Origin of the sequence: Bacillus sp. S2(2024) (assembly GCF_050474045.1) — a bacterium.
Classification (GTDB): Bacteria; Bacillota; Bacilli; order Bacillales; family Bacillaceae_G; genus Bacillus_A; species Bacillus_A yunxiaonensis.
In genome coordinates, this window is sequence record NZ_JBFLUS010000003.1 from 3,889,692 (window position 1) to 3,912,500 (window position 22,809).

15 protein-coding genes, 22 tRNA genes and 2 rRNA genes (1 of these 39 cut by a window edge) are annotated in these 22,809 nt (G+C 39.9%); 5 read left to right on the forward strand and 34 right to left on the reverse strand.

The window, feature by feature from the left end; genetic code table 11:
* Positions 1-141: 141 nt before the first annotated feature.
* A complete protein-coding gene (locus AB1284_RS19695) occupies positions 142-1,095 on the forward strand; it encodes a 1,4-dihydroxy-2-naphthoate polyprenyltransferase (RefSeq protein ID WP_429753343.1) in 954 nt (317 codons plus the stop codon).
* Positions 1,096-1,647: 552 nt separating this feature from the next.
* On the forward strand, positions 1,648-2,379 hold the full coding sequence (locus AB1284_RS19700) for a yteA family sporulation protein (RefSeq protein ID WP_429753342.1): 732 nt from the start codon (positions 1,648-1,650) through the stop codon (positions 2,377-2,379).
* A 160-nt stretch (positions 2,380-2,539) separates the two neighbouring features.
* Here the strand turns inward: AB1284_RS19700 and cspD are convergent, their stop codons facing one another.
* Positions 2,540-2,740, reverse strand: a complete 201-nt coding sequence (gene cspD, locus AB1284_RS19705; protein ID WP_035432508.1) for a cold-shock protein CspD — start codon at positions 2,738-2,740, stop codon at positions 2,540-2,542.
* A 521-nt stretch (positions 2,741-3,261) separates the two neighbouring features.
* Between cspD and AB1284_RS19710 the strand changes: the two genes are divergently transcribed.
* The 3 genes from AB1284_RS19710 to AB1284_RS19720 all read left to right on the forward strand — a co-directional run bounded on the left by AB1284_RS19710 (position 3,262) and on the right by AB1284_RS19720 (position 5,240).
* Entirely contained in the window at positions 3,262-4,044 is a 783-nt protein-coding gene (locus tag AB1284_RS19710; RefSeq protein WP_429753341.1) for a TIGR00266 family protein, read from the forward strand.
* A 266-nt stretch (positions 4,045-4,310) separates the two neighbouring features.
* Complete coding sequence (locus AB1284_RS19715; RefSeq protein ID WP_429753340.1) at positions 4,311-5,033, forward strand: lipase family protein; 723 nt, start codon at positions 4,311-4,313, stop codon at positions 5,031-5,033.
* Positions 5,034-5,096: 63 nt separating this feature from the next.
* On the forward strand, positions 5,097-5,240 hold the full coding sequence (locus tag AB1284_RS19720; RefSeq protein WP_336484253.1) for a hypothetical protein: 144 nt from the start codon (positions 5,097-5,099) through the stop codon (positions 5,238-5,240).
* Positions 5,241-5,322: 82 nt separating this feature from the next.
* Here the strand turns inward: AB1284_RS19720 and AB1284_RS19725 are convergent, their stop codons facing one another.
* The 33 genes from AB1284_RS19725 to AB1284_RS19885 all read right to left on the reverse strand — a co-directional run.
* The gene (locus AB1284_RS19725) at positions 5,323-7,731 is read right to left on the reverse strand and encodes a glycogen/starch/alpha-glucan phosphorylase (protein WP_429754412.1); all 2,409 of its coding nucleotides are present in this window, start codon (positions 7,729-7,731) and stop codon (positions 5,323-5,325) included.
* Between the two features lie 147 nt (positions 7,732-7,878).
* Positions 7,879-9,387, reverse strand: coding sequence for a glycogen synthase GlgA (glgA, locus tag AB1284_RS19730; protein WP_429753339.1), 1,509 nt, complete (start codon positions 9,385-9,387; stop codon positions 7,879-7,881).
* Between the two features lie 93 nt (positions 9,388-9,480).
* On the reverse strand, positions 9,481-10,512 hold the full coding sequence (locus AB1284_RS19735) for a sugar phosphate nucleotidyltransferase (RefSeq protein ID WP_429753338.1): 1,032 nt from the start codon (positions 10,510-10,512) through the stop codon (positions 9,481-9,483).
* 173 nt (positions 10,513-10,685) lie between these two features.
* Positions 10,686-11,816, reverse strand: a complete 1,131-nt coding sequence (locus AB1284_RS19740) for a glucose-1-phosphate adenylyltransferase (RefSeq protein ID WP_429753337.1) — start codon at positions 11,814-11,816, stop codon at positions 10,686-10,688.
* Positions 11,764-13,701: a 1,4-alpha-glucan branching protein GlgB gene (gene glgB, locus AB1284_RS19745; RefSeq protein ID WP_429753336.1), complete on the reverse strand. Its 1,938-nt coding sequence runs from the start codon at positions 13,699-13,701 to the stop codon at positions 11,764-11,766. The genes AB1284_RS19740 and glgB overlap by 53 nt, the downstream gene beginning before the upstream one ends.
* A gap of 327 nt (positions 13,702-14,028) precedes the next feature.
* The gene (locus AB1284_RS19750; RefSeq protein ID WP_429753335.1) at positions 14,029-14,973 is read right to left on the reverse strand and encodes an L-lactate dehydrogenase; all 945 of its coding nucleotides are present in this window, start codon (positions 14,971-14,973) and stop codon (positions 14,029-14,031) included.
* A 396-nt stretch (positions 14,974-15,369) separates the two neighbouring features.
* The gene (locus tag AB1284_RS19755; protein WP_429753334.1) at positions 15,370-17,229 is read right to left on the reverse strand and encodes a PTS fructose transporter subunit IIABC; all 1,860 of its coding nucleotides are present in this window, start codon (positions 17,227-17,229) and stop codon (positions 15,370-15,372) included.
* A gap of 99 nt (positions 17,230-17,328) precedes the next feature.
* Positions 17,329-18,258: a 1-phosphofructokinase gene (gene pfkB / locus AB1284_RS19760; protein ID WP_429753333.1), complete on the reverse strand. Its 930-nt coding sequence runs from the start codon at positions 18,256-18,258 to the stop codon at positions 17,329-17,331.
* Entirely contained in the window at positions 18,255-19,007 is a 753-nt protein-coding gene (locus AB1284_RS19765) for a DeoR/GlpR family DNA-binding transcription regulator (protein ID WP_429753332.1), read from the reverse strand. Before AB1284_RS19765 ends, pfkB begins: the two co-directional genes overlap by 4 nt.
* A 577-nt stretch (positions 19,008-19,584) precedes the next feature.
* Positions 19,585-19,656 (reverse strand) — tRNA-Glu (locus AB1284_RS19770).
* Positions 19,657-19,662: 6 nt separating this feature from the next.
* A tRNA-Ser gene (locus AB1284_RS19775) sits at positions 19,663-19,753 on the reverse strand.
* Positions 19,754-19,758: 5 nt separating this feature from the next.
* A tRNA-Asn gene (locus AB1284_RS19780) sits at positions 19,759-19,833 on the reverse strand.
* A gap of 3 nt (positions 19,834-19,836) precedes the next feature.
* Positions 19,837-19,913, reverse strand: a tRNA-Ile gene (locus AB1284_RS19785).
* A gap of 8 nt (positions 19,914-19,921) precedes the next feature.
* Positions 19,922-19,992 (reverse strand) — tRNA-Gly (locus AB1284_RS19790).
* Positions 19,993-19,999: 7 nt separating this feature from the next.
* Positions 20,000-20,075 (reverse strand) — tRNA-Lys (locus tag AB1284_RS19795).
* 9 nt (positions 20,076-20,084) lie between these two features.
* A tRNA-Thr gene (locus AB1284_RS19800) sits at positions 20,085-20,160 on the reverse strand.
* A 15-nt stretch (positions 20,161-20,175) separates the two neighbouring features.
* Positions 20,176-20,251, reverse strand: a tRNA-Phe gene (locus tag AB1284_RS19805).
* A 10-nt stretch (positions 20,252-20,261) separates the two neighbouring features.
* A tRNA-Asp gene (locus AB1284_RS19810) sits at positions 20,262-20,337 on the reverse strand.
* Between the two features lie 2 nt (positions 20,338-20,339).
* A tRNA-Met gene (locus AB1284_RS19815) sits at positions 20,340-20,416 on the reverse strand.
* Between the two features lie 24 nt (positions 20,417-20,440).
* Positions 20,441-20,533: transfer RNA gene (locus AB1284_RS19820), tRNA-Ser, on the reverse strand.
* 18 nt (positions 20,534-20,551) lie between these two features.
* Positions 20,552-20,628, reverse strand: a tRNA-Ile gene (locus AB1284_RS19825).
* A 4-nt stretch (positions 20,629-20,632) separates the two neighbouring features.
* Positions 20,633-20,709, reverse strand: a tRNA-Met gene (locus tag AB1284_RS19830).
* An 18-nt stretch (positions 20,710-20,727) separates the two neighbouring features.
* Positions 20,728-20,800 (reverse strand) — tRNA-Ala (locus AB1284_RS19835).
* Between the two features lie 6 nt (positions 20,801-20,806).
* Positions 20,807-20,880, reverse strand: a tRNA-Pro gene (locus AB1284_RS19840).
* Between the two features lie 8 nt (positions 20,881-20,888).
* Positions 20,889-20,962 (reverse strand) — tRNA-Arg (locus AB1284_RS19845).
* Between the two features lie 3 nt (positions 20,963-20,965).
* Positions 20,966-21,054 (reverse strand) — tRNA-Leu (locus tag AB1284_RS19850).
* A gap of 16 nt (positions 21,055-21,070) precedes the next feature.
* Positions 21,071-21,145, reverse strand: a tRNA-Gly gene (locus AB1284_RS19855).
* 29 nt (positions 21,146-21,174) lie between these two features.
* Positions 21,175-21,255, reverse strand: a tRNA-Leu gene (locus AB1284_RS19860).
* 16 nt (positions 21,256-21,271) lie between these two features.
* Positions 21,272-21,347: transfer RNA gene (locus AB1284_RS19865), tRNA-His, on the reverse strand.
* 8 nt (positions 21,348-21,355) lie between these two features.
* Positions 21,356-21,431 (reverse strand) — tRNA-Thr (locus tag AB1284_RS19870).
* Positions 21,432-21,438: 7 nt separating this feature from the next.
* A tRNA-Val gene (locus AB1284_RS19875) sits at positions 21,439-21,514 on the reverse strand.
* A 4-nt stretch (positions 21,515-21,518) separates the two neighbouring features.
* Positions 21,519-21,634, reverse strand: a 5S ribosomal RNA gene (rrf, locus tag AB1284_RS19880).
* A 108-nt stretch (positions 21,635-21,742) separates the two neighbouring features.
* A 23S ribosomal RNA gene (locus AB1284_RS19885) occupies positions 21,743-22,809 on the reverse strand (it continues 1,855 nt past the right edge of the window).

A 22,809-nucleotide genomic window follows, 5' to 3' on the forward strand; every position in this document is an offset into this window, starting at 1 on the left:
CATATTCCTAGAAAATAAACGTTGACACTATATGATGCTTTTCCTACACTTAATTGTGTACTTTTTGTGTACCTGTTCCGCTCTAATGAGCAGTAAGAACTCATTTTTATTTTATATAACAAACAGATAGGAGGATTCCAAATGGAAGTAAAAGCTGAAACGAATTCCTCTTCCATGCAGCCAAAGCCAAATAAACAAACAGGCTGGCGTATTTGGTGGAGCTTATGCCGCCCTCATACATTAACTGCTGCTTTTGTTCCCGTCTTTATTGGAACAACTTATGCTATGCAAGTTGAAGGTATGAACAAAATAAATCTTCCTCTTTTCCTTATCATGCTTCTTGCTTGCCTTCTCATACAGGCAGCAACAAACATGTTTAACGAATACTTTGATTATAAAAGAGGGCTAGATCATGAAGGATCCGTTGGGATTGGCGGTGCAATTGTTCGCGATGGTATTCAGCCGAAAACAGTCTTAAACTTAGGGTTTGGATTATTTGGTATCGCAATTTTATTAGGCGTTTACATTTGTATGAACTCCAGTTGGTGGCTTGCGGCAATCGGTCTCGTTTGTATGGCTGTTGCCTACTTATATACAGGCGGTCCAATTCCAATTGCCTATACACCTTTTGGAGAATTAACAGCAGGATTATTTATGGGTGTTATTATTATTGGGATTTCATTCTTTATTCAAACTGGAACTGTAACATCAGAAATTATATTACTATCTATTCCAAATGCCATTTTAATCGGGGCTATTTTACTTTCTAATAACATTCGTGACTTAGATGGAGACAAAGAAAATGGTCGTAACACGTTAGCAATTATCGTTGGACGTGAAAACGCAGTTGGTGTTCTTGCCTCCATGTTTATCGTTTCCTATATTTGGACGATTGCATTAATCATTGTCGGAATCGTATCTCCATGGATGCTTATCGTTTTCCTAAGTGCACCAAAAGCATTTAAAGCAACAAAAGGATTTATCGGAAAAAGCATCCCAATGGAAATGGTACCTGCGATGGTTGCTACAGCAAAAACGAATACAATTTTCGGATTTTTAATGGGAATTGGGTTGTTACTTGGATATTTCTTATAAGAAAAGCGCAAGTGTGGAAGCACTTGCGTTTTTTTGTGGTGCATTCATGTTATATGTTTATCCCATATTAATGGGCAGTAAGCGTTGAATTGAAATACAGTTTAACGTATTTCCGAAAGAAGTCCCCATCTTCAAATGCGTTAGCGTTTAAGTGGTGGGTAGTTGACCATCTAATCCCTCCAATAGTTTAGTGTACTGACACAAAAGGTTGCTTACTTTTGTCACTCCTTTTTATAGCATTAAGAGCGGACTTTGACTGAGATGTCACCATCGACTGACTGCTTACTCATGAAGTGAAACTTCCATGAAACACTTTTCAATATTAGATGTTCTTACATAAAAACCTTCTTCAGACAAAAATATGTAAAGGAGAAAAACTTCGCAATTTTTTTATGTCGTGACTTCATTTTAAACCCACAGTAAGCCCCCTGCTGATGGAAGTTTCGCTCTATATTATGTTGAACCGCCAATATATTGACGTATTATTTTTCATAATTCCTGCAATTGAGCTCATACTACTTAAAGAAACCGAATTGTAGGAAGGTGGATTTTATGCTAACTCCACAACAAATGGATCATTTTCAATCTGTACTACAAAAGCAAAAACAAGAACTTGAACAAACGCTGCAAAATCATGAACATCGAGGGCAAGCTTCGGAACGTGATTCAGTTGGCGAACTCTCTGCGTATGATAATCATCCCGGAGACATGGGAACGGAATTGTATGAACGTGAAAAAGACTTAGGATTAGTCGAATTTTGGCATAAACAACTTACAGATGTAAAACATGCTCTGGAAAAAATAGAAGCTGGCACATACGGGATTTGCGAAGTATCAGGTGAACCAATTCCACTTGAACGTTTAGAAGCAATGCCAACTGCAACAACTTGCATTGAGCATACACATAATAAGCTCATCCTTGGCGCACGTCCTATTGAGGAAGAACTTATCGAGCCTCCTTTTGGTAAGTATGATATGGATAGTGCTGTTGGATATGATGCTGAAGATGCTTGGCAAGATGTTGCTTTATACGGAACATCCGAAACTCCTGCTGATTTGGAGCGCCGCGACTCTAAAAATTTTAATGAAATGTATGTAGATGCAGAAGAACCGCAAGGATATGTTGAAGACTTTGAAAACTTCATCGGAACAGATATATATGGGAAAAACGTACAAGTATATGCTACAGAAGAACATGAAGAATATGAACAAATGCTAGATGACTACGAAGCAAGAACTTTTAAAGCGGAACTTTCTTCAGATGAGTCAAGTTCAAGACCGTAAAATGAAACTTCTATCGGAGTGCCCTTTCTCCGATGGCTAGTTGAACCAATCGGGCTCAAAGGAACAGTTTCTTCTCTGTATCTCTTACATCTTTACTGTTCCTTTGAGCGGGATAAAAAAAGAAACATTCCTTATTCAGGAATGTTTCTTATTGTTTTCATTACTTTTTAGTAACGTTAGCAGCTTGAGGTCCGCGGTTACCTTCAACGATTTCGAAAGAAACTTCTTGACCTTCTTCTAAAGTTTTGAAGCCTTCGCCTTGAATTGCAGAGAAATGTACGAATACATCTTCGCCACCTTCAACTTCGATGAAACCGAAACCTTTTTCGCCGTTAAACCATTTTACTTTTCCTGTTTGCATTGCATGTACCTCCTAAATAAAAAAGAAATCTATCTATTGGAAACTACATACAAAGGTCGAGATAAACACCATGATTTCCTCACAAGCTAATGCTTTGAAATAAACACGCTTTATTTCCGTACCACATTATGCAGCTCAATAGTTCTTTTACTATATCATGCCCGAAATAAAACGTCAAACAAAACAAAAATACTTTTTTTGAAAATTAACAAAACTTGTATTTTCTATTCAAAAAAGTTTGGTACAATATAAAGTGAAACTAACCATCGGAGTGCCTTTTTCTCCGATGGTTAGTTGAACCAATCGGGCTCTTACGGGCAGTTTTCTTCCCCGATTTTTTCAAACCTTTACTGCCCGTTAGTGCGGGGTAAAGTGAAACTTCCATCGGAGTGCCTTTTCTCCGATGGTTAGTTGAACCAATCGGGCTCTTACGGGCAGTTTTCTTCCCCGATCTTCCCAAACCTTTACTGCCCGTTAGTGCGGGATAAATGGATATACATATTTATACTTGAGGTGAAACCATGAAAGCACATGAAATCGAATACAAATTATACGGCGATGATATGCAATTTGTTGAAATTGAATTAGATCCGCAAGAAAGCGTAGTTGCTGAAGCCGGTGCTATGATGATGATGGAAGACAATATTGAAATGGAAACAGTATTTGGTGACGGTTCCGCACAAACAGGTGGATTTTTCGGCAAGCTTGTCGGCGCTGGGAAACGCCTTGTTACAGGTGAAAGCTTGTTTATGACTGTATTTACAAATACAGGATACGAAAAACGTCATGTCTCATTTGCCGCTCCATACCCAGGAAAAATTATTCCTGTTGATTTAACCGAATATCAAGGAAAGGTAATCTGTCAAAAGGATTCCTTTCTATGTGCTGCAAAAGGTGTTTCTGTCGGCATTGAATTTACAAAAAAACTTGGCAGTGGATTCTTCGGCGGCGAAGGATTTATTATGCAAAAACTTGAAGGTGACGGCCTTGCTTTCATGCATGCCGGCGGGACGGTTTATAAACGTGAGTTAAAACCAGGAGAAAGATTACGAATTGATACAGGTTGTCTTGTTGCTATGACACAAGATGTTGACTATGATATTCAATTTGTTGGTAATGTAAAAAGTGCTATCTTTGGCGGCGAAGGCCTATTCTTCGCAACATTACAAGGACCGGGAACAGTCTGGGTTCAATCCTTAACATTAAGCCGCTTAGCACAACGCATTACTGGCCCAGGAGCAAAAAGTTCTGGAGAAGGCAGTATTCTCGGTGGACTCGGACGCATTCTTGATGGCGACGAGTAATCTTGTAAAAGAATGAAACATATATCCTCCTCATATATTTATATAAATCCATTTTGATTTTTCAACATGTAAGTCACTGCCATGCAGAGCAAAAAGTGACCTGAACTCGCTTGCTCTCTTTGTTTTCATATGGCACGTGGCAGAAAAAGGGTTTGACCGCTTCTATGCATGGCCAGATGCTCTCGCCCATCTAAAAAAAGGGTTTTTACATCGTTTTTTCAATTTGTATTTATATAAAATTATATTTTCATGAGGAGGATTTTTCTATGCCAACTTCTGTATCCTTTCATAAGGATACCGCTGTATTGTTAGCTACATGCTGCGAATTAACATATGAGCAATATAAGCAAAACGGCATTTTCTCCATTCCCGAAGGTTTTCAATATATACAAGGCTTTCAAGCAAAAGCCATTCAAACAACAACATGGTTTGGATTTATTTTAGAATCAGAGGATCAAATTATTGTAGCCTTTCGCGGGACACAATCCGACCGTGATTGGATGGCCGATTCGATGGTAAAGCAAAAACCATATCCATTTACTGCAAATAGCGGCAATGTTCATAGTGGCTTTCTTTCTATTTATGAATCATGCCGAGACACAATAATGGACACCCTCGTTTCCTTACCTTCTCATAAAGCACTTTTCGTTACTGGACATAGTTTAGGAGGAGCTCTTGCTACCCTGCACATACTAGATGCCCGTGTAAACACTTCATTCTCTCATTATACTCTCTACAATTTCGCCTCCCCGAAAGTCGGAGATATTGCCTTTCGAAATTATTATAAGATGCAAGTGGCCAACAGTTTTCGTTTCGTAAATTTATTTGATGTTGTCCCACTTCTTCCCCCTCGTAAAGTAAAATTTGAAGAAAATGAATTGGAATATTCCCATATCCATCGCAGTATGACCTTTACGAAAAATATGAATTCAATTACAAAAAACCATCACATTACAACATATAAAACGTCAATTGCCGCTCTCTTTTAAAAGGAATAGATTGGAAATATCCTATAATAATAAAGGAATAAATTTTTGATAAGGTGACCTAACATGGTAAAAGCTATCGCTACATTCTTTCTAGTTATGCTTGTTGTTTTTACAGGTTTCTTTACATTTTCGTACTTTGCTACAGCAGAATACGGTGGACACGGTATATTATATACACAGTTCTACCCTACTTCTGTCACAAAGTAAAACGACTTGGAATGTTTCCAAGTCGTTTTTTTCGTTTTCCTTTAATAACCTCGAAACTATTTAGAGGAAACTCTACCTTCTTTTACCGCGCTCGCATGCCTTCTGCGATCCTCCAAATTTCACGGCTGTACTGTAAGATTGTTCGGTCACTTGCGAAATGACCAGATTTTGCAATATTAACAGTACTCATTTCAAGCCATTTTTTTCGATTTTCATATGTTCTTCCAACTCTTTCTTGCACATCTGCATACGGTGCAAAATCCCGAAGAACAAAATATTCATCATTTTGAATAAGAAGGGAATCGAAAATTGCTTCAAACTCATCACCGGCATCCTCAAAAAAGCCATTTGTCAGCTGATTGACAACTTTTTGAATGCGTATATCATGATGATAATAATCGCTGGCATAATATCCACCATTTTGATAATAATGCAGTACTTCCTCTGCAGTTAAACCAAAAATAAAAATAGCATCATTTCCAACAGCTTCTTTTATTTCAACGTTAGCACCATCTAGCGTACCAACCGTTACCGCACCATTCATCATAAATTTCATATTTCCAGTTCCTGATGCTTCTTTACTTGCGGTTGAAATTTGTTCACTCACATCTGCCGCTGGAAAAATATCTTCAGCAAGCGAAACTCGATAGTTTTCTAGAAAAATAACTTTCATATATTGATTTACATACGGATCATCATTCACTTTTCGTGCTAATTCATTTATAAGTTTAATAATCTTTTTCGCATAATAATAACCCGGCGATGCCTTTGCACCAAAAATAAATGTGCGCGGATAAAAAGAAAAACTAGAATCTTCTTTTAAACGATTGTACAAATATAAAATATGCAGCACATTTAATAATTGCCGCTTGTATGCATGCAGCCGCTTTACTTGCACATCAAAAATAGAATACGGATCAACAACAATGCCCGTTTGCTTTTCAATCCGCTTCATTAACAATTCTTTTCGTACTTGTTTTACATTGTGAAGCGCATCTTGAAATGCTGCATCATGCTTATAATTTCCTAAGACTTGCAGCTGATCTGGCTCCTTCATCCAATCTGTGCCAATTGTTTCACAAATTAATTTCGACAGCTGCGGATTTGCTTTTAATAACCAGCGTCGATGGGTAATTCCATTCGTCTTATTATTGAACTTCTCTGGATAAAACTCATAAAACAATCGCATTTCTCGCTGCTTTAATATTTCCGTATGAATGTTAGCAACACCGTTTACACTATGACTGCCAACAATCGCTAAATGCGCCATCTTCACAAGCCCATGAGCGATAATTGCCATATTTTCAATACGATCCCACTCATACGAATACCGATCCCATAAATCACGACAAAAACGCTCATTAATTTCTTGGACAATCATATAAATACGTGGTAATAGCGGCTCAAAAATATGAATCGGCCACTTTTCTAACGCTTCAGATAAGGTTGTATGATTTGTATAAGAAATCGTATGTGTCGTAATGTACCACGCATCCTCCCAGCTCATCTTTTCTTCATCAAGCAAAATGCGCATTAATTCCGGAATTGCTAGGACAGGGTGCGTATCATTAATATGAATAGCAATTTTTTCATGCAGATTGCGCAGCGTGCCATTTCGTTCACGATGCAATCGAATGATATTTTGTAAGCTAGCAGACACAAGAAAATATTGCTGTTTCAAACGAAGGATTTTTCCTTCATCATGCGTATCATCTGGATATAAAAACTCCGATACTGCTTCCGTTTCCCGTTTATATTTCAATACGTCCTTGCAGTTTGGAGGAAATGGAACAGGCTCTGCACTCCACAGGCGCAGTGTATTCACAGTATTTGTCTGATATCCAACGACAGGTACATCATACGGCACAGCCATAATTGTCTCCGAATTTATATGTCGAAATTCAAGACGATCATTTGACTGAAATGTATCAACTTGTCCCCAAAAACTAACTTCCACAGCTTGATCATGCCTTCTTACTTCCCAAACATTCCCATGACGCAGCCATTGCTCCGGCAGCTCGATTTGATAACCATCCACAATTTTTTGATCAAACAAACCGTGCTTATAGCGAATGCCGCAGCCGTGTCCTGGCAAATTTAATGAAGCAAGAGAATCAAGAAAACAGGCTGCCAAACGACCAAGACCGCCATTTCCAAGTCCAGCATCCGCTTCAATTTCTTCAAGATCTTGCAAGTAAATCCCAAGCTCTTCTAATCCTCTCTCGCATACATCACGTATTCCCAAATTTAATATATTACTTCCTAATAAACGCCCTAATAAAAACTCAATCGATAAGTAATACATTTGCTTTTGATTGTCTGTTCGGTACCGTTCATTCGTCCCAATCCAGCGCTGACTAATATACTCACGCACCATATGCCCGAGCGTATTATATTGATCTTGCACAGTCGAATCTTTAAAACTTTTGCCATACATCGTTTCTAACTTTTCTAAAAAAGCGGCTTTAAAACTTTCTGCATTCGAGAATATTTCCCTCACCTCTTCCAAAGTGAAACTTCCAGCAGTGATTTTTCACTGCTGGATAACCCTTCCAATCAGGCTCTTACGGTCTGTTTTACCTCTCGAATCCCTCATACATGCGACCCGTTCAGTGAAACATATATCAATTATGCTTTCCTACTGACGGTTAGCAGAAAGACTCGGTTGCTTATGATCGATCTCTTTTTGTTCCTCAGTAGATTGCGATTCCTCATTTGGATCAACCAAACTTTCATATAGCTCCTTATATTTACGCGCGGACTGCTTCCAGCTATAATCCTCTGTCATCGCACGTTTCACAAGGGATTGCCATACCTGTTTGTCATGATAATAGTACAATGCACGCTGCACCGTATGCAGCATATCGTGAGCATTGAAGTTCGTAAAACTAAAACCATTTCCTTCATTTGTAGCTTCATTGTACGATTGAACAGTATCATTTAAGCCGCCTGTTTCCCGCACAATTGGAATTGCTCCGTATGCAAGGGCAATTAACTGTCCAAGGCCGCATGGCTCAAATAAAGATGGCATTAGAAACAAGTCTGCGCCGGCATACACTTGATGTGCCAGCTCTTCATGAAATCCGATATACACTTTCACCTTATCTGGGTATTGATATGCCATGTGTTCAAAAAACTGTTCATATTCTTTATCACCCGATCCAAGTACGATAAACTGCACATCTTCTTGCATCATTTCATGAAAAACATGACGCACTAAATCTAATCCTTTTTGCTGCGTTAAACGTGTAACCATCGCAACAATAGGTGCACCTTCTTTTTCCGGCAATCCAAAATAACGCTGCAATGCACGTTTATTATCTCTTTTTTTATGAAGTGAATTCGCATCATAGGTTGCCGCTATCGTTTTATCATTCTTCGGATTGTACATACTATCGTCAATTCCATTTACAATCCCAACGAGTTTATCGTTATATTTACGCAATAAACCATCTAACTTCTCTCCGAAAAATGAATATTGAATTTCTTCTTTATATGTCGGACTTACCGCTGTAATCATATCAGAAGCGATAATTCCACCTTTCATGAAGTTGATGTTTCCGTAAAATTCAAGCTGTTCACTATGAAAATACTCACCACCAAGCTCCAATAAGTCATCCATAACGATGCGAGGAAACACGCCTTGAAACTGCAAGTTATGAATCGTAAAAACTGTCTTTATCTTTTCATATAATGGCTGATCACGATATTTTTCTCGCAATAAAAAATTCGCCATCGCTGTATGCCAGTCGTGGCAATGCAGAACATCCACTTCAAAATCTAAATGCGGAATACATTCTAATACAGCCTTTGAGAAGAACGAAAAACGTTCGCCATCATCATAATGACCATAGAGTGAATCACGTTTAAAATAATACTCATTGTCGATAAAGTAATACGTAATCCCTTCATGCTCCATCTTCAAAATACCGCAATATTGATTACGCCAGCCAAGCTGGACCGTAATCACTTTATGAAGCACACATTCTTTTCGTACATGCTCTGGAATTAAACTATAATATGGAAGCATAACGCGCACGTTCATCCCAAGTTTTTGTAATGCCTTTGGAAGTGCTCCGGCTACATCTGCTAATCCACCCGATTTAATAAATGGTACACATTCTGATACTGCAAATAAAATATTCACTGCGATTGTGTCTCTGCAGCAACAAGCATAGGCAAGCTATGCTTACCTATGCTATGCATGCAGATTCCTCCTCTCAATTTTCAAATATACATCTTAGTAAATCGTCATATTACTGCTTTGTATTTTTCCTTTCTCTACAACAAATGGAGAACGCGCTCCGCCTGTTAACGTCGTTCCATCTTCAACTTTTACATCCTTATCAATAATTACACCATCTAGTATACAATTCTCTCCAATTTGGCTCTTTTGCATAATAATACTGTTACGAACAATCGAACCTTTTCCAATCTTTACAGAACGAAAGACAACACTATTTTCTATTTCTCCCTCAATAACGCTGCCATTCGCAATCATCGCATTATGTACACTCGCGTCTTTTCCGTACCTTGTTGGCGGCTCATCCTTTACTTTCGTAAAAATCGGCGTTTCTTTCTTAAACACTTGCTTCCAAATATGCGGCTGCAGCATTTCCAAACTATGTTTATAGTAACTTTCAATTGAATCTATTACCGCCACATAGCCAGTATGTTCATAACTTTCAATATGGAATGATGTGTTTCGTTTTTCTTTTACAACATCAAGTAAGCTATAATAGCCCATGTCTTGATACGTCTCAAATAACTGTAATAATAACTCCTTCTTTAATACATATGTCTGAAGTGACTTACCTTGGTGACATACTTCGGTAATATCTGCCCCTGTGTATAAGTGACGGTCTAATACAGCTTGGAAATCAAGTGCTGTTACAACATGACTGTTTGTAATCACAACATATTGCTCTTTACTACGTAAAAAGTAATCAATATGTCTGCTAAAATGAGCAAATGAACCAAACTCATCTTGATCGCATTGGCAATTTGGAGGAAATAAAAATAAGCCATCGCGTTTCCGATCTAAATCCCACTGTTTCCCAGAACCGAGATGATCCATGAGCGAACGATTTTTATGACTTGTGAAAATGGCTACACTATGAATATGAGAATTTACCATATTCGAAAGCATAAAATCAATTAAACGGTAACGTCCACCAAATGGCAATACCGCTAATGATCGATGATTTGTTACTTGCTGTAGTGATGGAAAACTCTCTGTTGCATTAATAATTCCTAACATTGATTCTCTCACTCATCTCATCCCCTTTTCGTTGCGCTCTATCAGGCAGTAAAATTATCATCGTAATCTTCCATAAAATCAAAGAAGATAGGAATAGAATCACTATCCATCAAAGCTTCGACTATTTCTACTAACTATGTGTGAAAAGATTAAGCTCCCCTTGCTAATCTTTAGTTTTACTTCATTTAATTTTCCTCTGCAATTAATACAACGTCTTCAATGTTTCTTTCTGGACGAATGATTGTTCCATCTTCAATAACCATTCCTGGTCCAACAATGGCACGCTCAATCACAACATTCTTCCCAATTCTGGCATCTGGCATAATAACTGAATCTACAATCTTGCTGCCTTCCTCTACAGTTACCCCTTGAAACAATACAGAATGCTGCACATCACCTTCTACAACACAACCTTCATTAATTAACGATTCTTCCACTTTTGCTGACGGTGCAATATATTGAGGCGGCTGATTCGGGTTAACAGAACAAATTCGCCAATCACGATCATACAAATTGAGCGATGAATCTTCGCGAAGCAAATCCATATTTGCTTCCCATAAGCTCTTCACTGTTCCAACGTCTTTCCAATACCCGCTAAATGGATACGCAACAAGCTTTTTACCTTCATCTAATAAAAGAGGGATCACATCTTTTCCAAAATCATTACTAGACTCTGGATTTCTTGCATCCATTTCTAAATACTCTTTTAAAATAGCCCAATTAAAAATATAAATGCCCATTGAAGCTAGATTGCTTTTTGGAAACTGCGGTTTTTCTTCAAACTCAACAATTTCCATCGCTTCATTCGTATTCATAATGCCAAAGCGGCTCGCTTCATCCCACGGTACTTCAATAACAGAAATAGAGACATCTGCTTCTCGTTCCATGTGATGATCAAGCATTTTTGCATAATCCATCTTATAAATATGATCGCCGGATAAAATGAGAACATATTCCGGATCATACTGCTTTAAATAATTCAAATTTTGATAAATGGCACTTGCCGTTCCTTTATACCACTTCACCCCAGAAGACTCTGCATAAGGAGGAAGTACCGTAACACCTCCATTTACACGGTCTAAATCCCACGCATCTCCAATACCGATATAACTATGTAATTCTAATGGCTGATATTGTGTTAAAATCCCCACTGTTTCAATACCAGAATTCGCACAGTTACTTAATGTAAAATCAATAATGCGATACTTACCGCCAAATGGAACAGCTGGCTTGGCTAAATTTTTTGTTAAGGCGCTTAAACGACTACCTTTTCCCCCTGCTAATAACATTGCTACACACGTCTGCTTTTGTACCATCTTGTTTACTACTCCCCTTTCGTGTTTTCACTGGCCGTAAAATTGAAATTCCAAATGGTGGTATTGTCATTTCGACATGAGCAAGCTGATTATGATAAGGTTCCATAACCGCTTTTAATCGCTTCTTATTGATTTGTCCCGAACCGCCGTATGCAGAACTATCACTATTTAAAATTTCGTTATAATAGCGAAATGCTGGTACGCCAACTTTATAGTTTTCATACACCGCATTTGTAAAGTTACAAACGATAACGAGAGCATCCTCTTCTCTCTCTCCTTGGCGAATAAACGAAAAAATACTTTGCTCACGGTTATCCGCATCAATCCACTGAAACCCCTTGTCTGTGTGATCAAGCTGCCAAAGCGGCTTAGAACGCTTATACAATGCTATGAGCTCCTTAAAGTAATCATGCGTACGATTATGCATTTCAAAATCATGTAAGCCCCAATCTAAATCTTCAAGGTCTTTCCATTCGTCATATTGCCCAAACTCCCCGCCCATAAAGAGCAACTTCTTACCTGGATGTGTAAATAAATAGCCATACAATAAACGAAGCTGAGCAAACTTGGACCAATAATCACCCGGCATTTTATTTAATAGCGACTTTTTCCCGTGCACAACTTCATCATGTGATAACGGTAAAATAAAATTCTCAGAATACGCATAAAGCAGTGAAAATGTTACTTTATCATGAATATATTTCCGATACTCCGGAGCACATTCCATATATTTTAAAATGTCATTCATCCAGCCCATATTCCATTTATAATTAAAACCAAGTCCACCTTCATATGTCGGTGCAGTTACGAGCGGCCATGCTGTTGAATCTTCCGCAGTCATTAAGAAAGTTGGATCTTCCGCAAATACTGCTTCATTTAGCTGTTGCAGGAATAATACGGCATGTTCATTACTTTCCTGCCCCCCATTTCGCTCCCAATATAGCATGTTAGCAACTGCATCAACGCGAAAACCGTCGATATGATAATACTTCATCCAAAACAGGGCATTCGAAATGAGAAAATTTCGTACTTCTTGTTTTCCTAAATCAAAATTAACCGTTCCCCATACACGGTTTTCTTGTACATCAAGATCTCTATACTCATACGTTGGTTCTCCATCAAACAAGTAAAGTCCATGAGCATCTTTACAAAAATGCCCTGGTACCCAATCTAAAATGACACCGATCCCATATTTGTGACATTCATCGACAAAATACATAAAATCCTGCGGTGTTCCGTATCTACTTGTCGGTGCATAATATCCAGTCCCTTGATATCCCCACGAACGATCATAGGGGTGTTCAACAAGCGGCATAATTTCGATATGAGTAAATTGATGTTCTACTACATACGGAATAAGCTCATCTGCCATTTCCCTGTAAGAGTAAAAAGACTCATCTTCTTTCTTTTTCCACGAACCAAAGTGAAGCTCATAAATTGCTAACGGTTCATTATAAATTGGTTTTCGTTTCTTTTTTTGAAACCACTTTTGATCTTTCCATTTGTATCCCTTTATATCATAAACAACGGATGCCGTATTTGGTCTCACTTCAGCATATATTGCATATGGATCAGCTTTTAAAATTGTACGACCGTTTGAAGCTTCAATTGCATATTTGTACAATTCCAGCTGAGCTACATTTGGTATGAATAAAGACCAAATCCCATCCTCTGTCACTCGCACCATTTTATGAATTTGATTATTCCATTCATTAAAATCTCCTACAATACTTACAGCTTGTGCATGAGGAGCCCATACGGAAAAACGTGTTCCTTGCACCCCATCTTCCTTCGTTAGATGAGCACCAAGTATTTCGTAGCTATCGTAAAATTGCTCTTTATGAAACAATAGCATTTTTTCCTCGTTACAATTTGTTACAATCACTATGTTCACCTCACAAGATGACAGAATTTTAAATATGTTATTACTATTCTTCGGCAAATAGAAATATCCTTGCAATTTTCTAAAAAAATATACGTTTTTTCCGCGGAAATTCATGGTAATTCTATAAATTTTAGCTGAAAATATCGAATTTTGACGAATATTCATTGTAAGCGTTTTATTTTAGAATAATTTTTTAAATTAAAAAGAGGGGGGAGTTTACAGTTATTCTGTTATTACTGTCTACTTAAAGTAAAACATAAAAAAACCCTTTCCGGCAAAAGGGGCTATACAGGGGGGGCTGCCGGAAAGGGTTTTATACAATTTGGATTATAGTACTGGTGCCATAGTTTCTTTTAGCACTTTTACAGAATGATCAAATTTCAATTCTTCATCTGCATTCAATTCAAGCTCTACAACTTCTCGAATACCTTGACGGTTGATAACTGCTGGAACACCTACGTAAACGTCTTGTTGTCCGTATTGTCCTTCAAGGTATGCAGATACTGTCAATACGCTGTTTTCGTTGTTTAAAATCGCTTTAGTTACACGTAGTAGTGACATACCGATACCATAGTAAGTTGCACCTTTACGCTGAATAATATGATAAGCAGCATCGCGTACATTCACAAAGATTTCATCTAAATCGCTTTGATTGTATTTTTCACTGTTTGCTAAGATTGTTTCTAGTTTTTGTACACCAACAGTTGTATGGCTCCATACTGGAAGCTCTGTGTCACCATGTTCACCAATAATATATGCGTGAACGTTACGTGGATCCACATCTAAATATTCACCTAACATGTAACGGAAACGAGCAGAGTCTAAAGTTGTACCAGAACCAATTACACGTTCTTTTGGTAATCCAGATTCTTTCCAAGTTACATAAGTTAAAATATCAACTGGGTTAGTTGCGATTAAGAAGATACCATCAAATCCGCTATCCATGATGCCGCGAACGATTTGTTTAAAGATTTTTGTATTCTTCTCAACTAGATCTAAGCGAGTTTCACCTGGCTTTTGTGGCAATCCAGCAGTAATAACAACAAGATCTGCATCTTTACAATCTGCATAACTACCTTTCCAAACTTTTGTTGGAGCTGGAGCAAATGGAACAGCATGGCTTAAATCCATTGCTTCCCCTTCTGCTTTTGCTTCGTTTACGTCAACAAGAACAAACTCTTCAGCTACACCTTGGTTAATCATAGAATATGCATAGCTGCAACCTACAGCTCCGGTTCCTACTAATACTACGCGATTAATACCTTTTTTCATGGTAAAATCCCCTCTCTATCTTTCATTTCATTATTATCATTGTCATTTAAGTAAATAATTAAAATACTGATTTTATATTGTTTAACTTCCTTACACGCATATTGTAGCACGTTTCTTTGTGAATACATTCACAATTTATGGCCTATTTGTGAACTTTTTCACAGATAGGATAAAGTTATAACGGTACATGTGGAATCCATCTCAATCTACCATATACATATTCTAAATTCACATACTGTTTTCCTTCATATTTGTTAAGTATGCTTGATAAAAAGAAAAATAAGGATTCTTATCCGTACTATGAAGAAAGAACTCTAAAAACAACATTTCGATATTTTTTAGGCACATTCTTTTTTTAACAATGTAAAAAAAGCGGTCAAAAATTGACCGCTTTTTTTATTTATTTACAGGCTTTTTCCAAATCCCAAGCATAACTGCTGTTACAACTGCTCCTATTATGATAGCTAATAAATAAAGTATCGGTTTATTCACAAGAGGGATAACGAACAAGCCACCGTGCGGTGCAGGAAGAGTAATATGAAACCCCATAGTCAAAGCACCTGCAATCGCAGACCCTATAACACAGCTTACAATTACACGTAATGGATCAGCTGCTGCAAATGGAATAGCACCCTCTGTAATAAAAGAAAGACCCATAATATAATTTGTAATACCAGATTTGCGCTCTGCCTCTGTAAATTTTCCTTTAAAGAAAGTTGTTGCTAATGCAACTCCAAGCGGCGGAACCATACCGCCAGCCATAACTGCAGCATGCGGTCCGAAATTATGTGCAGCAATTGCCGCTAATCCGAATGTAAAGGCAGCTTTGTTGATAGGCCCTCCCATATCCACGGCCATCATACCACCAAGAATGATACCTAATAAAATAGCATTTCCTCCGCTTAATCCATTTAACCAATGTGTTAAACCTTTATTCATTGCTACTACAGGATCATTTACAACAAGAATCATAATCAAACCAGTAATCATAATACCAAACAATGGATACAAAAGAACAGGTTTAATTCCTTCAAGTTGTGCCGGTAATACTTGAAAAGCTTTTTTCAAGAGAACGATCACATAACCTGCCAGAAATCCTGCGATTAAACCACCGAGAAATCCAGCCCCAGCTTGTGCTGCTAAATAACCTCCAACCATACCAGGTGCAAAACCAGGCCGATCTGCGATACTACTTGCAATAAATCCTGCTAATACTGGAACGATAAAGAAAAATGCTCCGTTTCCGCCACCAATTGCCATTAATGTAGAAGCAATCGGCCCTTTTGCATGAATGCCGCCAAAAGCGAATGCCAGTGCGATTAAAATCCCGCCACCAACAACGAATGGAAGCATGTTGGATACACCATTCATTAAATGCTTATAAAATCCTGTGCGTTTTTCTTTTACTTCGCCCTTTACAGTTTCCCCTGTTCCTTGATAGATAGGTCCATCCTGTTTAAGCGCACGGTTAATAAGTTCCTCAGATTTACGAATTCCAGCTGCAACTGGTACCTCAATAACATGCTTTCCTTTAAAACGATCCATCTCAACTTGTTTATCTGCAGCAATAATAATTGCCACTGCATCATGAATCTCTTCTGCAGTCAATTCATTTTTTACTCCTGTAGAACCATTTGTTTCTACTTTTATATCAACACCCATTTCCTTTGCTTTTGATTTTAAAGCATCTGCTGCCATATACGTATGAGCAATTCCTGTAGGACAAGCAGTAACTGCTAAAATTTTCCCCTTTGAACTTGACTGTACACTATTTTCTTCTTTATTTTCCTCTTTATTAACTTCTTTCTCTTTCGCATCAATAAGGTGCAGTAGCTCGTCTTCTGTTTGCGCTTTCATAAGTTTCCCGCGAAATTCCGCATCCATAAGTAATGTAGATAAGCGAGAAAGAGTTTCCAAATGAGCATTATTTGCTCCTTCACTTGCTGCAATCATAAAGAATAACTGAGCTGGTTGACCATCGAGAGATTCATAGTCTATACCGCTATCTGATTTCGCAAAACAAATAGCAGGTGTCTTAACCGCAGCCGTTTTTGCATGAGGAATTGCAATCCCTTCTCCAATGCCAGTAGTACTTTGTGCTTCACGAGTTAAAATTGCCTCTTTAAATTGAATCTCATCATGTAATCGGCCTGCTTGTGCAAGCTTACTTACCATTTCATCAATCGTTTCTTGCTTAGAAGATGCTTGTAATTGTAGAAGAATTGTGTCTTTTTTTAGTAATTCTGTAATTTTCATATAGATCCTTCTCTCCTATAAAGTGAAACTTCCATCAGTGAAGATTTTCTTCATTTCCCCTATCTTCTTCGCTTCGCTCTCAATCTTAAGATGGGTGGCTTACTGCCCGTTAATGTAGGATAAAGATTGTACTTCTACTTGCAACAATAGTTCCTCAATTTTTTCTTTTTCAGCAAGATCAGAAGAAAATGCTGTTGCGCTTCCAGTAGCAACGCCAAATCGAAATGCTTCTTTTAAATCTCCAGTTTTTTCATATGTTCCTAGAAAACCGGCCACAAGCGAATCACCAGCTCCAACAGAATTTACAACTTGCCCTTTCGGCACATTAGCAAAATATGCATGCTCCTTCGCAAGAAAGAGTGCACCATCCCCAGCCATTGATACAACAACATGCTCTGCGCCCATTTCAAGAAGCTTCTTACCATATAATGCCGCATCTTGAATACTTTGAATTTCTACACCAAATAGTTCGCCTAACTCGTGATGGTTTGGCTTTATAAAGAATGGACGGTGCTTTACAACATCAATCAATGCCTTTCCGCTCGCATCAACAGCTACTTTCACGCCGCGCGCACTGCATTCCTTTGTGATTTCTTTATATAACGATTCTGGTAAAGACGGTGGAATACTGCCTGCCAATAATAGAACATCACCTTCTTGTAAATTGCCTATTTGCTGTATTAAACGTCCTAATTTTTCACTTAAAATAACAGGACCTCTTCCATTTATTTCAGTTTCTTGTCCTGTTTTTAATTTAATGTTAATCCGCGAATCACCATCTACTTCAATAAAATCGGTTGCAATACCCTCTTCTTCTAATTTTTCTTGAATAAAGCGACCAGTAAATCCCCCTATGAATCCAAGCGCTTTTGAAGTAACATCAATTCTTTTTAGAACACGGGATACATTAATTCCTTTTCCGCCTGGATACTTCACTTCTTTTTCCATACGATTTAGCGAATGTAGTGCAAAATTATTTACTTGCACTACATAATCTACAGAAGGATTCAATGTTACAGTGTAAATCATACTGTCACGACCTTTATTAATGTTTTTTTAGCATAAGGAGCTACTTCGTTCTCTCCAATATTAGTTGTAATAATATTTGCTGCTTCGAGCTCTTCAATTTTCGCAAATGATATCTCTGAAAATTTACTGCCATCCGCCAGAACATAACACGAGTTAGCAAGTTGTAGAGCTGTTTTCTTCAGCAAAGCTTCCTCAGGGTCTGGCGTTGTATAACCGTAAACAGGATGAACAGCATTTGCCCCTAAAAAACAAAAATCAAACCGATAGCGAAGTAAGCTTTCAAGGGCAGCGCTTCCAATTAACGCTCTTGTATTGCTTTTCATCATGCCGCCAAGTAAATAAGCCCGAATATTGGCTTGAAATAATGCCTCAATATGCATAAGTCCATTTGTCACGACAGTTATATCTTTTCCTTGCAAAAATGGAATCATTTCAAACGTCGTACTTCCCGCATCTAAATAAATACAATGCCCGTCTTCCACAAGAGATGCTGCATATTGACCAATCAGCTTTTTTTCTTGAAGATTTTTGAAGGATTTTTCATTCATACTCGGTTCTTTTCCTTTTGATTGTAACGGTGAAGCTCCGCCATGAACACGCTTTATATAGTTTTTCTCTTCTAAATAAATCAAATCTCTTCGAATCGTCGATTCCGAAGAGTTAGTTGCAGCAACTAACTCTTGAAGCTTTACAATTCCCTTATTTTTCACCAAATCCAAAATAATTTGGTGACGCTCAGGTGTTAACATGCCGCCACCTCCTTCTTACACTCATCATAACGAAAACTCTTTCAAAAATCAATCAAAAACATTCAAAAACAACCAAAAACATTATAAACAAACCAAAAACAGTCATAAAACTTTAACATTACACTTAACAGTCCTCATATGCCCACTTATTCCGCATTAACAGGAAGTAAGCCCCCCACTGACGGAAGTTTCACTTTATTAATACTGGATTATGTATGTTAGGAAAAAAGGTAATTGCAATGGATGAACAACAATGGAAGAGTCAAAAAGAACGATCACTTGCATTGATACAGTTGTAAGAAGGGGCTTTGCTTTGCAATCGCACCTAAAATTGGTACACGAGGTAACCAACATTCCTCTATATCAACACAAAGATTATATTTCTTGCATGGAGCATTCAAGTGTATTCTGCGCCAGAATTCAACAAATATTTGTTTGGAGACTTTTTAGGAAAGATTACTAATGTATTTTAATTTTGATGTGGGAACTACAAGTAATTGCTAAATCAGCAAATTATAGAATGGAGGAATTTCAACAACAAAAAAAGAGATAGCATCACATGCTATCTCTTTTCGTATGACCCGTACGGGATTCGAACCCGTGTTACCGCCGTGAAAGGGCGGTGTCTTAACCACTTGACCAACGGGCCAATTTCTGGCAGAGAAGAAGGGATTCGAACCCTCGCACCGCGTAAGCGATCTACTCCCTTAGCAGGGGAGCCCCTTGAGCCACTTGGGTACTTCTCTATATATGGCTCCGCAGGTAGGACTCGAACCTACGACCGATCGGTTAACAGCCGATAGCTCTACCACTGAGCTACTGCGGAATATGGTGGGCCTAAATGGACTCGAACCATCGACCTCACGCTTATCAGGCGTGCGCTCTAACCAGCTGAGCTATAGGCCCATATAAAAAGCGGGTGAAGAGAATCGAACTCTCGACCAGAGCTTGGAAGGCTCTTGTTTTACCACTAAACTACACCCGCATAAAAATGGTGAGCCATGAAGGACTCGAACCTTCGACCCTCTGATTAAAAGTCAGATGCTCTACCAACTGAGCTAATGGCTCATTTTGAAATGGTGCCGGCTAGAGGACTTGAACCCCCAACCTACTGATTACAAGTCAGTTGCTCTACCAATTGAGCTAAGCCGGCTTGCTTATTTCAAAATGGTGGCTCGGGACGGAATCGAACCGCCGACACGAGGATTTTCAGTCCTCTGCTCTACCGACTGAGCTACCGAGCCTTTATGTAAATGGCGGTCCCGACCGGGGTCGAACCGGCGATCTCCTGCGTGACAGGCAGGCATGTTAACCACTACACCACGGGACCATTGGTTGCGGGGACAGGATTTGAACCTGCGACCTTCGGGTTATGAGCCCGACGAGCTACCAGACTGCTCCACCCCGCGACGATATAATATTTTTAAAAAAAATGGAGGAGGTAGAGGGATTCGAACCCCCGCGCGACTCTCGCCGCCTGTCGGTTTTCAAGACCGATCCCTTCAGCCAGACTTGGGTATACCTCCATATATATAAAACTTGAGTGGTGGACCTTGTAGGACTCGAACCTACGACCGGACGGTTATGAGCCGTCTGCTCTAACCAGCTGAGCTAAAGGTCCTTTATGGTAGCGGCGGAGGGGATCGAACCCCCGACCTCACGGGTATGAACCGTACGCTCTAGCCAGCTGAGCTACACCGCCATAAAAGATAGATATAAGTGGAGCCTAGCGGGATCGAACCGCTGACCTCCTGCGTGCAAGGCAGGCGCTCTCCCAGCTGAGCTAAGGCCCCATAATATCGGGAAGACAGGATTCGAACCTGCGACCCCCTGGTCCCAAACCAGGTGCTCTACCAAGCTGAGCCACTTCCCGTTAATAAGCGCGCCCGAGAGGACTCGAACCCCTAACCTTTTGATCCGTAGTCAAACGCTCTATCCAATTGAGCTACGGGCGCATATGGTGCCGAGGGCGGGGGTCGAACCCGCACGGTGGTCACCCACCGCAGGATTTTAAGTCCTGTGCGTCTGCCTGTTCCGCCACCCCGGCATGTCATATTGAAAATTGGAGCGGAAGACGGGATTCGAACCCGCGACCCCAACCTTGGCAAGGTTGTATTCTACCACTGAACTACTTCCGCAAGACATATATGACTTATTTAATTAAAAGTGCGGGTGAAGGGAGTCGAACCCCCACGCCAAAGGCGCCAGATCCTAAGTCTGGTGCGTCTGCCAATTCCGCCACACCCGCATATTATTTTTTAAAATGGGGCGACTGATGGGAATCGAACCCACGAGTGTCGGAGCCACAATCCGATGCGTTAACCACTTCGCCACAGCCGCCATGATCCTGGTGCCGGCTAGAGGACTTGAACCCCCAACCTACTGATTACAAGTCAGTTGCTCTACCAATTGAGCTAAGCCGGCATATATATGGTGGAGGATGACGGGATCGAACCGCCGACCCCCTGCTTGTAAGGCAGGTGCTCTCCCAGCTGAGCTAATCCTCCATTTGCCTGGCAACGTCCTACTCTCACAGGGACAAAGTCCCAACTACCATCGGCGCTAGAGAGCTTAACTTCCGTGTTCGGTATGGGAACGGGTGTGACCTCTCTGCCATCATTACCAGACTATATTCATTTGAGACAATCATTATTATACTTAATTCACTAAAAGAAGTCAACAAGTTTTTTATATTCTCTCAAAACTAGATAACATCAATGCAGTATTCATATTATATGGTTAAGTCCTCGATCTATTAGTATTCGTCAGCTCCACATGTCACCATGCTTCCACCTCGAACCTATCAACCTGATCATCTTTCAGGGATCTTACTAGCTTACGCTATGGGAAATCTCATCTTGAGGGGGGCTTCATGCTTAGATGCTTTCAGCACTTATCCCTTCCGCACATAGCTACCCAGCTATGCCCTTGGCAGAACAACTGGTACACCAGCGGTGCGTCCATCCCGGTCCTCTCGTACTAAGGACAGCTCCTCTCAAATTTCCTACGCCCACGACGGATAGGGACCGAACTGTCTCACGACGTTCTGAACCCAGCTCGCGTACCGCTTTAATGGGCGAACAGCCCAACCCTTGGGACCGACTACAGCCCCAGGATGCGATGAGCCGACATCGAGGTGCCAAACCTCCCCGTCGATGTGGACTCTTGGGGGAGATAAGCCTGTTATCCCCGGGGTAGCTTTTATCCGTTGAGCGATGGCCCTTCCATGCGGAACCACCGGATCACTAAGCCCGACTTTCGTCCCTGCTCGACTTGTAGGTCTCGCAGTCAAGCTCCCTTATGCCTTTGCACTCTACGAATGATTTCCAACCATTCTGAGGGAACCTTTGGGCGCCTCCGTTACTTTTTAGGAGGCGACCGCCCCAGTCAAACTGCCCACCTGACACTGTCTCCCGGGTCGATAAGACCCGTAGGTTAGAATTTCAATACAGCTAGGGCGGTATCCCACCAGCGCCTCCACCGAAGCTAGCGCTCCGGCTTCAAAGGCTCCCGCCTATCCTGTACAAGCTGTACCAAAATTCAATATCAGGCTACAGTAAAGCTCCACGGGGTCTTTCCGTCCTGTCGCGGGTAACCTGCATCTTCACAGGTACTATAATTTCACCGAGTCTCTGGTTGAGACAGTGCCCAAATCGTTACACCTTTCGTGCGGGTCGGAACTTACCCGACAAGGAATTTCGCTACCTTAGGACCGTTATAGTTACGGCCGCCGTTTACTGGGGCTTCAGTTCAGAGCTTCGCTTGCGCTAACCCCTCTCCTTAACCTTCCAGCACCGGGCAG